This window comes from Streptomyces sp. NBC_00433 (assembly GCA_036015235.1).
Taxonomy (GTDB): domain Bacteria; phylum Actinomycetota; class Actinomycetes; order Streptomycetales; family Streptomycetaceae; genus Actinacidiphila.
In genome coordinates, this window is record CP107926.1 from 1,677,921 (window position 1) to 1,689,820 (window position 11,900).

The window sequence follows — 11,900 nt, forward strand, 5'->3', positions numbered from 1 at the left end:
CGACCCCGGAGCGGCCGGTGGAGCAGACCGACACGGAAACCCCCGAGCGCCGCACCGTGGCAATCCCGGGCCTCGCTTCCCCGCTCCGCGCCAGGACCGATTCGGCTCTGCTGCCGCTCATTCCGCTGGCCCTCTTCGTCGGAGCCGCGTGGTCCGCCCGGTGGGTACGCCCCAGCGGTGACGAGTGGTGCTTCCTGCCCTTCGTGCGCGACCACGGATTCCTGGGCATGGTGAACCGGTTCTACTCCGCGGACAACGGCCGGATCGCCAACGGGGTGCTCGTGTCCGCCTACGCAAGGTTCGGCGTGGCGGGCCAGCAGTGGTACGCGGGGATCAGCGCGGTCGTGATGCTGCTCCTGCTGTGGGCCTGGGCGGCGGCACTGCGGCGGCGCAGCGGGTGGCGGGTACCCCGGGGCGTCCCGCTTTTCTCGGCGGCCACGCTCCTGGCCGTCTTCTGCTTCGCCTCCACCAACACATACAAGACCTTCTTCTGGCCGGCGTCGTCGGTTTCGCACACCTTGCCGCCGGTGCTCGCGGCCGCCGCTACGATCCCGGCCGTGCTCGCGACCTCGCGGCAGGGCAAGGCTTTCGCGATCGCGGTCGCGTGCGCTTCCGGGGCCGTCATGGGCACGCTGTCGGAGGAAACCTCCGTTGTCGTGCTGACCCTCCTCGTACCGGCCCTTCTGCTCGGACGCCGCCTCTTCGCCGCCGGACGGCTCGCATTCGCTCGCATGTGGTGTGCTGCCGCAGCGGCGGGCATCCTCACCGGCACCGCCGTGCTCCTCACCTCAACGGGATCCAGGAACCGGCGCAAACTCCAACATGCGGACGGCATGTTCTCGCGCGAATCGCTCTACGCCTCAGGGCGGGGCTACGCACACGTCGTCCATACCGTGCTGACGAACTACCAGTACATTGGCGCGGTCGGCGTGGGCCTTCTGATCGGCGCACTCGTCCGCCGCCCGGACGGCGGCATTCCGCGGCCCGACCGCAGGGCAACCCTGCTGATGGGTGCCGGCACGGGGGCTCTGCTGCTCTCCGGATACGCCTGTACGGTGATCGCCTATCCGGCTTTCGGCTCCACGGTGGCCAGCGCCAACAGGCTGTGGAACGACTACCTGTTCCTGCTGCTCCTGCTGCTCGTCGCCGCAGGCGGCCTGCTCGGGAACCTGGCGGTACGGCGGTTCCGACGTGGCATCAAGCCGGTGGCCCTGGGCGCGGTATCCATCTGCGTGTGCGTCACCGCCCTACTGGCCCTGTCGCTACACGACCTGGATTCGGACATGCGGGCGCGCGCCACAGCCTGGGACAACCAGGACCGCCAGCTGCGGGAACAGACCGCGGCTGGGGCAACGGTGCTGCCCTACAAACCCCTCGTCATCAGCAAGATGACCGAACCGTTCGGCGGCGGTGGCAATGGGCCGTGGCCCGCCTCATGCGTCGCCCAGTACTACCACCTGAAGAAGGTCACGGACGGAACGGAACATCGGGGTACGGGCGCCGCTTGAGCAGCAGCAGCCCACCGGTCACGGTGGGGCCCTTCGACGTGCGCAGCCTGGACGGTTCCTGCCGGACTCCTCCCCGTTCCCGCGGAGGAGCAAGAACGGGGCCCGCAGCCGCGGCGACGTCGGGCAGGGCCACGGCCAGGAACCAGTCCTCCACTCCCCTGCTGATCAACTCGAACGCCTCACCGGCGTGGCCGTGCCGCACCGGCAGCCACGCTGCGAACTCCATCTGGTGTCGACCGGAGCGGGCCAGGGGACGAACCAGGGCGACCGCCTCTTCGGCCGCCCCCAGCGTTCGAGGAACTCCGCTTCGGTCCGGACAGCGGTCCACCAGCCCGTCGCGACGTAGGGGCAAGCACCTCCAGGGCCTCCGCCTCCCGGGTCGGCCAGCCACGCGAACAACAGGCCGAACAACGCGCTGAGAAGATACTGCTCATGCCCGATCGCCCAGAAGACGACCAGCGGCACCAGCGCCATGTCCAGGAACAACACCCCTCGCGGCCAGTTGAGCCCAGCGGGGTTGAGCTCGAACACCTTCGACAGCCAGCCCACGACCTTCCCCCGGTGAACGGGCTGTTCGTCCCGTGCGCTCGCACTGGCCATGGCCGGTCCTCGCTCACCTCGTCACCAGGTATGTCGCTCCGGTCCCGCATTCTGCGATGCCGCCGAGGTAGGCGCGAAGCGACCCGCAGGCCCCGGTCAAAGACGCCGGGCGCCCACCAGTCGTACGGCGGAGCGAGCCTGTGGGGCTCAAAAACACGAATCGTCGCCTGGTTCTGTAGTCCGTCGCTGTGAGGAACCCGGCCAAGGTCCCTGAGCAGTGGCTCTTCCTCGTCTGGGACCATGTTTCGTGATCTTGTCCACGGTGTACGCCGTCACCCGCCGCCTGCTGTCGCTGCCGGCGTTGCTGCTGCGGCGTGACGTTGCCAAGGACGCGGAGTTGCTGGTGCTGCGGCATGAGAACGCGGTCCTGCGCCGACAGGTCCCGCGCGTGCGCTACGAACCAGCCGACCGCCTGTGGTTCGCCGCGCTCTCGCACCTGATACCGCGCCGCCGCTGGGCCCAGCTCTTCCCCATGGCCCCCGCCACGCTGCTGGCCTGGCACCGCAAACTCGTAGCGAAGAAATGGGACTACAACCGGCGACGCAGACCCGGACGCCCACCCACAGCCGCCGCGGTCAAAACCCTGATCCTCCGCATGGCGGCCGACAACCCGGAATGGGGCCACCGGCGCATCCACGGCGAACTCACCCGCCTCGGCCACAAGACAGCCGCCTCCACTGTGTGGAACATCCTCAACCAGGCCGGCATCGATCCCGCCCCGCGTCGCACCGGACCGACCTGGAAACAGGGGTCCTCCCCCTGAGTGGTGGACACGCTGATACTGGATCTGCTTGATCCGGAGGAAGCGAGAAGACCGCCGATGGCGATGAAGGACTACTCGGACGAGTTCAAGGCCGATGCCGTGGCCCTGTACGAGTCCACACCCGGGGCGATCTACAAGAGCATCGCTGCTGACCTGGGCGTCAACCGGGCGACCCTGCGTGAGTGGGTGCTGCGGGACCGCGAACGCCGTGGCGTCACAGCCGCGGCTGCGACGCCGGGCGCCCGGCCTCGGGAGGCCGTTGCGTCCGCTGATCCGGTCGAGCGTGTGCGGCAGCTGGAGGCGAGGGTGGCCGAACTCGAGGCAAGTGAGCGCAAGCTCGCCACCGAGCGGGACATCCTCCGCAAGGCGGCCAAGTATTTCGCCGGAGAGACGAACTGGTGAGGAGCCGCTTCCAGTTCGTTGACGACCACCGGGACACCTACGAGGTGAAGCGGCTCTGCCAGGTCCTGGACGTGAACCGGTCCAGCTACTACAAGTGGCTCGCCGGCGCCGAGGTCCGGGCTGGCCGGCAGCGGCAGGACCGGGTCCTGGCCGAGGAGATCCGTCAGATCCACGGCGAGTCCGGCGGCGCTTACGGCTCCCCGCGAGTGGCGGCCGAGCTCCGCGAGAAAGGGCAGCGGGTCAACGAGAAGCGGGTCGCCCGGATCATGCGGACGTTCTCCATCACCGGCATCCGCCTGCGCAGACGCGTGCGCACCACCGTCCCGGACCCGGCCGCCTCACCGGTCCCGGACCTGTTCCAGCGGGACTTCACCGCCACCGAGCCGGGGCTCAAACTCATGGGCGACATCACGTATCTCCCGCTCGCGGGCGGGGAGTTCCTCTATCTCGCGACGGTGCTGGACTGCTTCAGCCGCAAGGTCATGGGCTGGTCCATCGCCGACCACATGCGCACCAGTCTGGTCACCGACCCACTGCGGATGGCAGCCTCGACCCGCGGCCGCCTGGACGGCGCAGTGTTCCACTCCGACCACGGAGCGCAATACGGCTCCCGGGCCTACACCGACCTCTGCGACCAGCTCGGGGTCACCCGCTCGATGGGCGCGATCGGCACCAGCGCCGACAACGCGGCCTGCGAAAGCTTCCACGCCTCCCTCAAACGCGAGACCCTCCAGGGCGCCACCGACTACGGCGACTCCGACACCTGCCGCAGAACCGTCTTCGCCTGGCTGACCCGCTACAACACCCGCCGCCGGCACTCCGCCAACGGCCACCTCAGCCCCAACGAATACGAACACCGACACCACACCGCTAAACTCACACTCGCCGCGTGATCAATAACCGCGTGCCCACCTTCACGGGGGAAGGCCCCAGTTCCTCACAGCCCAGGCCGAGCACATCGTCTCTGTCGACTTCCTGCACGTCGACACCATCAACCTCACACGCATCTACGCCCTGGTCCTGCTCGAACACCGGAACCGCCGTGCCCACCTGCTCGGCGTCACCGCCAACCCCACCGGCCCATGGACAACCCAGGCTGCCCGCAACTTTCTCATGGACACCAGGGAAACCCCGAACCGGAAGTTCCTGATCCGCGACCCCGGCAGCCAGTTCACCGACGCCTTCGACGCCGTCTTCACCGACGCCGGCCTGCGCGTCCTGAAAAGCCCGCCCCAGACCCCGAAAGCGAACGCACACTGCGAACGGTTCATCGGCACCCTACGCCGCGAACTCCTCGACCAAACGCTCATCCTCAGCGAACGGCACCTGCGCCGAACCCTCACCCGCTACCTGGAGCACTACAACGAGCACCGGCCCCACCGCGCCCTGAGCCAGCTCTGCCCATCACAAGCCGAGACCGGACCACCACGCCCCATCGACCCCGCCGAGCAACGAGTCCACCGCACGGCAGTCCTCGGCGGACTCATCAACGAGTACCAGATCGCCAGCTGACGATACGACAAACCCGCAGATCAGCGGCCGAATCCTATATTTGAGCCCCACAGCACCGCCCGACCCCGAGCATCGCCGACGCGAGGCCTCTGCACCGGTTGCCGCCGCCTTTCGCCGACCCAGCGAAGATCGCCCGCCTCACGGTACAGAAACGCGACCGACACGACAGCATGTGCGGTGTTCAGCGGGGAGAGAAGGAAAGGCTGAGGTGCGCGTGCATCGCATCGGCCAGTCGGGTCAGCATCTGGACGGTCGGGCTGACCCGGCCCTGCTCGATGCGGGAGATCAATGCCTGCCCGGTGCCCGCGGCCTGGGCGAGTCGGGACTGCGACCAGCCCAGCTCTTCACGACGGCGGCGGACCAGTTCGCCCGGGGTCACGCGCCTGCGCCGCCGTAACGGGGAAGCTCGGCTGTCTCGATGATCAAGCCCCCCACGGGGATCGTGTCCCCGAAGACGTAAGCGACGTGATTGTCGTAGGCGGGGTTCCCGTGCTTGGTGACCACACTCCAGTGGTGGTGCGCGGTCCCGTTGCGGGGGTCGATGATCAGGTAATGAGGGATGCCCATCGCAGGGTAGTCGCGGATCTTGCCCTCGTAGTCGTTCTCAGGATTCGACGGGGAGACGATCTCCACCGCGATCTCGACCGCCTCGGCCGGGAAAGCGTCGTCGGTGTCCGTCGCGGCAAAGGGCAGCACGACCAGATCCGGGCGCCGCAGGATACCCAGGGCGGCGTTCTCCACATCTCCGCCGGTGTGGGCGATGACGCCGTCGGGGAGCTGCGGCTGGAGCTGGTGGGCCAGCATCCAGGCGGCGCGTTCATGCCGGCCCGCGGGGCTCATCATCATGACGATGGTGTTGCCGCTGATCTCGAACCGGTCGGAGAACGGCGGCGGAGGCGTGAGGTGCGCTGCATACTCGCGCAGTTGCCGGTAGACCTCTTCGCGTGTCGTCACACTTCCACCATACATGTCATATCTGTCATAGCCGAGGGAGCGAGGCAAAACGGCCTGTGACAGTCCGCCGCCGAAGAGCCCGGCGCCGTCCCCCTCTACTGAGCTTGTAGCTGGGATGTCGTTGGGGGCAGGCTGACAGTGTGTGATTGTCGCGGTATGCCGTCTGTATGAGGTATCCGCAAGGTGGTGGGCTGACGCCCGAGCGGCAGGCGTTTCGTGAGCGGATTCGGTTGGAGGCCGCCGAGCGGTTCGCCGCGGGAGCCTCCACTGCAGAAGTCGCCAGGGAGGTACGGGGCAGCGTGCGCTCGGTTCAACTGTGGCCGCGGGCCTGCCAGGAGGCGGGCCGGCCTGGGCTGCGTTCGACAGGGTCGGTGTCGCTGCCCAAGCTGAGCGACGCGCTGTTCGCTGTGCTGGAGAAGGAGCTGGACAAGGGCCCGGTGGCGCACGGATGGCGGGATCAGACCTGGACTTTGGCCCTGCGAGTGCCGATAACTCATCCGCGCAGATCAGCGGCCTACGAACGACCTGCATGGGTGCACAAAGAGGGCAAGAATGGAACGCGTTCAGCAATCCATAACTTGATAGCTGAACACGTTCAACAATGCCATCTGCTCAGCACCCAGGTCACCAGCCCGCAGGCTGCTGACCTGCGCGGACGAATTATCGGCACCCACAAGGTCAAGCGGTGCGAGCAGGGGCTGGAAGTGCCGTGTCTCGTTTGTCTTGGACCAGACCTCGGTCTGGGCGAGGGTGACCGGGCGGCCGTGGGTGACGGCGGACAGCAGGTGCCGGCGGGGCCGGCTCAGGCGGGCGGAGCCGCGCAGTGCCTTGCCGTCCACGGCGATCACCCGTCGTCTGCCCGGGACTGCGGCGCTACGGCGGCGAGCCAGCCAGGCTCCGACGGCCGCATCGAGTGCATCGGCGTCAAGGCGGTCCAGGACCCTCCCGATCGCCGACCTGGACGGCGCATGCCGCCAGCGCAGCAGGTGACGGCGCACGCCGAGCGCGGCGAGCAGCCCGGCGTCGGCACGGGCGCCCCACTCGGCGAGCTCGTCGATGGTCCGGGCTCCCGAGACCGCGGCGGCCGCGCAGACCAGCAGGATCGAGGCCAGCGAGTACCAGCGGCCCCGCCGGGAGCGAGGATCGGGCACCGCGTCCAGGAAGAACCGCAGGTCAGCCACGTCGTCCGTGCTGAGCGGACCCAGCTTGGCCAACACGGCAGGGATCGGGGAAGATGAGACAGCGGACACGGGAACCTCTTGATCACTCGGCTTAGACACCTGAATGATCACGGATCCCGTGTCCGCTCTGTCATCCATCCCAACCCGCAGCATCCTCACGCCAGTTGGATGATCCCGGGAACTTGCGCAAGCCCTGACGGCGGGTCCGACCGTCGCCCCCGGCACCGCCAGCAGTCGCCGTCACTCCGTAACCGGGTCGTCGTCCTCATCGGGGCCCGCTACGACTAGCGTGCCAAGCGTGTAGCCCGGCCGATCATCCAAGTACTCATCCTCCGGCCAGAGTTCGACCGCCCTGGCGGCGGCGGCCCGGATCGCGGCTCCGTCGAGTTCCGCGCGCTGCTCGGGCGCTCCGGCATCCGCCCAGACGCTCACGAGGGTTACCGGGCCGTCCGGGGGCAGCGGCGAAACCCAGAACTCCGACTGCCAGGACAACTCGTTCCCGGAGCCGCCGCCTTCGAGCAGCCAGATGCTCTCCGGGCCGGCCGGCTCCACTGGCGACCGGCCGATCCCCTCCCCGGTCGCCGCACGCCGCCCATCGGCGTACTGGATCCCTAGCCGCAGCCCGGTGTTCCCCTCTGCCGACCGGAACGGATCCGGCCGCAGGTCCCACAAGGGCCACCCCTGCCGGACGCCACCGCCCGGCAATTCCCGCCGTACCGCCCGCATCATGAAGGCAAACCCGTTCGGGTACGCCCGCAGCGCACCCACCCACACCGCCGCCGCCTCAGTCCTGACCACCTGCGCATCCCCCGGCACGGACGCAGGCAACACGTGGTCACGCTGATGCCACGGGCGGCGGCGCTCCCGCCGGGGCTCAGGCGCGGGCGGCGGCGTCGCGAAGGCTTCGAAGAAGGTCACGACTTCAACAGTGGCAGACCCCGCCGACCTCCCCGCCCGAAATCCGCCATGCCATTTCAGCCCGTCTCCCGGCAGGCGAAATATGACCAGCTGGTCGACGACCAGCCACGCCCAGGGGCAAGCTCACTGAACCTACCCATCCCCCTTCGGCTCCGGTGCCACACGCCATCCAGCAGCAGCACCCACTCCTCCACATCGGCTCCCCAGCCCCCTCACTCACCCACCAACATCGACCTCACCGACCCATGCCCACTACCCGAGTCGATCAGACCGCCAGCACGCTTATCGCACCTCAAGGTCCCCCGACGAGACCGACTCGGCGGAATTCTCCACAAGTACCACCACGCCGCTTGAACTGCCCGGATGATCAGTCGGCACCCACAGGGCGGCACTGGCACGGGCGACCCGCGGGCTGTCCGGCAGGCAGCGCGCCCTGCTGCTCGCCCTGCTCGCGGTGCTGCGCGAGTCCGCCCCCGACGCACCGCCGACCCCGGCCGAGGGGTGAACTGAGTACGGCTACTCATGCCCCGACCCGTGCGCCGCCCGGTAGCGTGGGGGCGAGGATCACCTGAAGTGACGCGCGTGATCGGGGAGGGGCGGGGGCCGTGACATTCGAAGCGGAATGGGCCGGGATCAAGCAGGAGGTGGCCGACAGGCCGGTGCTGACGCTGGCGCACGCCGACGCCGCCGCTGACGGCGGGGGCACTCCCGACGCCACGGGCGGTGACGCGGGCATGGCCTCGGACATCGCCGCGTGGAAGGCCGCCGCCAAAGGTGTGGGCACGCTGGCGGACAACCTGTCGAAGGCCGGCACCAAGCTCTACGAGGCGCAGCAGGGCATGGACACCAGCCTCCAGTTCTCCGACTGCACCTTCGAAAGCCTCACGGCCCAGGCCGAGTTGCATCCGACCTGAAGCGGCTACGTCAACAGCCTGCTGACCCGGTGCGGGGCACTGCAGAAGCAGCTGGAGGCGGCGGGCGCGACCCTGTGCGTCAGCGACGAGGTGGTCAGGACCGAGTTCGACAAGCTCGACGACGGCTACAACGACACCCCGGCCGTCGGCGGTCAGAACCAGGCGGGCTGACCTGTGGACTTACCCGCTCTGAAGTTCCTCAAGCCCGCCCAGTTCGAAAGCCTCGCCGACGGCTACCGCACGCTCAGCGACATGGCCGACCAGGGTAAGGGCGACATCGAGAACGGCATCAGCGCGAGGATGCGCGTCGCCAAGCTCGCCGGTGTGGGCGCGGACGCAGCGCACCGCCAACTCAGTGAGGTCGCGGAGAACTTCCACTACATCCAGGTCGAATGCGGCCTGGTCAGTACGGCCTTGCGGGCCTTCGTCGCCGACATCACGCCGGCCAAGGCAAAGTTCGACGCGGCCGTCGCGGACGCGGCGGCCCACAAGTTCAGCGTCGGCGACGACGGCTCGGTCACCTATCCCGAGGGCGGCCAGGACAAGGGCAAGCCCGTCCACGGCGGTACGGTCACCGGCGCCGCCGACGCCTCGGTCCGTGCGATCGACCACCAGGCCGCCCACTTCGACCCCAACCCGCACCACGCCGTGGCCCAGGACATCGCCGACCGCATATCCGACGCCCTGCGCGAGGCCACCGCGGCCGACGACAAGTGGGCGCCGCAACTGCGCAAGCTCATGGCCGACGACGACCTCACCGTCTCCGCGGCGGACTGGGCCGACGCCCAGAAGGACATGGCCGGCGTCGACAAGGACGCCGCGTCCTACCTCAGCCACCTCAAACCGCCGCCGAAGCACGGCAAGCCGCAGGACAACGCCGACTGGTGGAAGAGCCTGTCCCCGCAGGACCAGGCCGACTACCTGGCCGCCTACCCCGACCGCATCGGCGCCCTCGACGGCCTGCCCGCGACCGTACGCGACGAGGCCAACCGCACGGTCCTCGCCGAGACCCGCGGCAACTACCAGACGCAGCTGGACTCGATACCCCCGCCGCCCAAGGAGTGGGCGGACATCGCGGACCCCTCGGGGCGCGGGGTCCACACCCCGGAATGGACGGTGTGGAACGCGATGTACGGCGACAAGTACCGGGACACGTCCCACATCAGGGGCCGGCTCAAGGGTATGGACGCCATCCAGGCCCGTTTCGACGCCACCGGCACCGACGGCCTGCCCGAGGCCTACCTCCTGGGCTTCGACCCCGAGGGCAAGGGCGACGGCAAGGTCATCCTGGCCAACGGCAACCCCGACACCGCGGACCACACGGCCATCTACGTGCCCGGCACGACGTCGAAGCTCGACAAGATCGGCGGCGACATCAACCGAGGGGTGAACCTGTGGCAGGCTAGCAACCAGGAGGACTCAGGCTCGAAGATCTCCACCATCACGTGGTTCGACTACAACGCCCCCGACGACATCCCGGCAGCCACCGACGACACGTACGCGCACGCCGGCGCGCCCGAGCTGCGCCAGTTCCTCGACGGCAACGCGGCAGCCCACCAGGCGGCCACCGGAAGCCACGCGCACACCACGCTGATCGGCCACAGCTACGGCAGCACGCTGATCGGCGACACCGCCAAGTACGACTATCCCGACCACCAGGTAGGTGTCGCCGACCCGCTGCCCGTCGACGACATGATCGCCGTCGGCAGCCCGGGCATGCAGGCCAAGCACCCCGGTGACCTCGGCCTGGACCCCACCCACGTGTGGGCGGAGGGCGGCGGCGGCCTCGACCACGTCGTCCGCGACGGCGGCCGCTTCATGGGCCTGGGAGGCGGCGGGAACATTCCGACGGACCCGGCGTTCGGCGGCAACATCATGGCGTCGGACGCGCACGACCACAGTGCGTACTGGAACATGGACAACGGCAAACCGTCGGTCAGCCTGAAGAACCAGGCCGAGGTCGTCGTCGGCCGGTACGACAACATTAAACTGACACACCAGTCGCCCTACGGAGCACCGAGGTAGTGGGGAAAATGAACGACGCGTCCGACCGTCTCGGTTACCAGCCGCGGTTGCTTTCCGCCCGGGACGTGAAAGTCCAGGTCTCCGAACTGTCCAGCGCCGTGCTCGACATGGTGCAGGCCAAGGGAAGGGTGTCCGAAGGCGGCCCCATGGAACTGCCCTGGGACCAGGGCGAGGACCCCGACGCATTCCACAACGTCACGCACCTGTGGTCACTGCACGGCGTGGACGAGTCGGCGTTGGAAGGGGGAATGGCCGCACTCGCCCAACGGCTGCCGGAGAACGGCTGGCACGTGGTGCGCAACGGTCCCGACTCCAGCCGGAACCGCAACCAGGAGATCCTTGCCACGCACCTGGCGACACACGTCCAGCTCGAAGCGACCTTCGAGCGGAACACGGGCCTCGGGGACCCGCGGATCTCCTTCTCCCTCTACTCCCGCTTCTTCGTCTCCGCGCAGGAGCCCGGGCGGTGACGCGGCCCGCCGTTGCCTGGCGGGGTGCGGCCGTCGTGGGCGTCCTCGCCCTGGCCGCGGGTTGCGGGGGCGATGGCACGCCCGAGCGCGACGCGGCGACCGTCAGGAGCGAGGTCATGACCAAGTCCGCCGTCGTCATGGACACGGCCCACGTCACGGGCCGGCAGGTGGGCGCCTTCCCGCCGCGGAGCACCCCGACCGACATGTCGTGCGACGACGACAACGACGACAGCCCCGACCGCGTCCTGTCCCAGATGTGGACCGTGCACTCGAAGGACAACACCACCTTGGGTAAGGGCATGGCCAACCTGGCCGCGAGCCTGCCCGGGCAGGGATGGAAGATCGTCAGGAACGGCCCGGACTCCAGCATGAGCAAGAACCAGGAGATCCTGGCCACCCACCTGGCGACGAAGATCCAGATGAGCGTGACCTGGGAGAAGAACCTCCAGTACGGCGACCCCCTGATCCAGTTCGACGTCTACTCGCCCTGCTTCCGCAGCAAGTAGCCCTACAGGAAGCGACGTCGGCGTCCTCGTGCGGCTGCGCGCCCTGGCCGACGAGGTGGCTGATCGCTTCGGCCGGCGACTCTGCGCGTGCCGATAAATCATCCGTCCAGGTCACGGACTTGATCGCCGATCTCCGGCTGTCCTGCC

At 68.6% G+C, this 11,900-nt stretch carries 13 protein-coding genes; 8 read left to right on the top strand and 5 right to left on the bottom strand.

Translation table 11 applies throughout. The features are described 5' to 3' along the window. Positions 1 to 17 precede the first annotated feature (17 nt). Positions 18 to 1,508 (top strand): DUF6056 family protein, encoded by a 1,491-nt coding sequence (locus tag OG900_06675; protein WUH89833.1) that lies wholly within the window; start codon positions 18 to 20, stop codon positions 1,506 to 1,508. A 165-nt stretch (positions 1,509 to 1,673) separates the two neighbouring features. Here OG900_06675 and OG900_06680 read toward each other — a convergent pair whose 3' ends face one another. Further along, positions 1,674 to 2,108 (bottom strand): hypothetical protein, encoded by a 435-nt coding sequence (locus OG900_06680; GenBank protein WUH89834.1) that lies wholly within the window; start codon positions 2,106 to 2,108, stop codon positions 1,674 to 1,676. A gap of 253 nt (positions 2,109 to 2,361) precedes the next feature. On the opposite strand from OG900_06680, the gene OG900_06685 reads away from it, so the two are divergent. The 3 genes from OG900_06685 (at position 2,362) to OG900_06695 (ending at position 4,785) form a co-directional block, all read left to right on the top strand. Next, complete coding sequence (locus tag OG900_06685) at positions 2,362 to 2,871, top strand: hypothetical protein (GenBank protein ID WUH89835.1); 510 nt, start codon at positions 2,362 to 2,364, stop codon at positions 2,869 to 2,871. 57 nt (positions 2,872 to 2,928) lie between these two features. Then, a protein-coding gene (locus tag OG900_06690; GenBank protein ID WUH89836.1) for an IS3 family transposase occupies positions 2,929 to 4,166 on the top strand; the annotation gives its coding sequence in 2 pieces (ribosomal slippage) (positions 2,929 to 3,252 and positions 3,255 to 4,166; 1,236 coding nt in all). A gap of 220 nt (positions 4,167 to 4,386) precedes the next feature. After that, positions 4,387 to 4,785 carry an integrase core domain-containing protein gene (locus OG900_06695; GenBank protein WUH89837.1) on the top strand — a complete coding sequence of 133 codons (399 nt, stop codon included), beginning with the start codon at positions 4,387 to 4,389 and terminating at the stop codon, positions 4,783 to 4,785. A gap of 181 nt (positions 4,786 to 4,966) precedes the next feature. Here the strand turns inward: OG900_06695 and OG900_06700 are convergent, their stop codons facing one another. From OG900_06700 to OG900_06715, 4 genes are all read right to left on the bottom strand, one after another. Beyond that, positions 4,967 to 5,164, bottom strand: coding sequence for a helix-turn-helix transcriptional regulator (locus OG900_06700; protein ID WUH89838.1), 198 nt, complete (start codon positions 5,162 to 5,164; stop codon positions 4,967 to 4,969). Continuing rightward, positions 5,161 to 5,739 (bottom strand): Uma2 family endonuclease, encoded by a 579-nt coding sequence (locus OG900_06705; protein ID WUH89839.1) that lies wholly within the window; start codon positions 5,737 to 5,739, stop codon positions 5,161 to 5,163. Before OG900_06705 ends, OG900_06700 begins: the two co-directional genes overlap by 4 nt. A 563-nt stretch (positions 5,740 to 6,302) precedes the next feature. Continuing rightward, positions 6,303 to 6,956, bottom strand: a complete 654-nt coding sequence (locus tag OG900_06710) for a transposase family protein (protein ID WUH89840.1) — start codon at positions 6,954 to 6,956, stop codon at positions 6,303 to 6,305. Positions 6,957 to 7,160: 204 nt separating this feature from the next. Further along, positions 7,161 to 7,838 carry a hypothetical protein gene (locus tag OG900_06715; protein ID WUH89841.1) on the bottom strand — a complete coding sequence of 226 codons (678 nt, stop codon included), beginning with the start codon at positions 7,836 to 7,838 and terminating at the stop codon, positions 7,161 to 7,163. 605 nt (positions 7,839 to 8,443) lie between these two features. Between OG900_06715 and OG900_06720 the strand changes: the two genes are divergently transcribed. The 4 genes from OG900_06720 to OG900_06735 all read left to right on the top strand — a co-directional run bounded on the left by OG900_06720 (position 8,444) and on the right by OG900_06735 (position 11,753). Next, complete coding sequence (locus OG900_06720) at positions 8,444 to 8,752, top strand: hypothetical protein (GenBank protein WUH89842.1); 309 nt, start codon at positions 8,444 to 8,446, stop codon at positions 8,750 to 8,752. A gap of 174 nt (positions 8,753 to 8,926) precedes the next feature. Continuing rightward, positions 8,927 to 10,777, top strand: coding sequence for an alpha/beta hydrolase family protein (locus OG900_06725; protein ID WUH89843.1), 1,851 nt, complete (start codon positions 8,927 to 8,929; stop codon positions 10,775 to 10,777). An 8-nt stretch (positions 10,778 to 10,785) separates the two neighbouring features. Next, positions 10,786 to 11,247 (top strand): hypothetical protein, encoded by a 462-nt coding sequence (locus OG900_06730; GenBank protein ID WUH89844.1) that lies wholly within the window; start codon positions 10,786 to 10,788, stop codon positions 11,245 to 11,247. Then, the gene (locus OG900_06735) at positions 11,244 to 11,753 is read left to right on the top strand and encodes a hypothetical protein (protein WUH89845.1); all 510 of its coding nucleotides are present in this window, start codon (positions 11,244 to 11,246) and stop codon (positions 11,751 to 11,753) included. Before OG900_06730 ends, OG900_06735 begins: the two co-directional genes overlap by 4 nt. Positions 11,754 to 11,900: the final 147 nt, after the last annotated feature.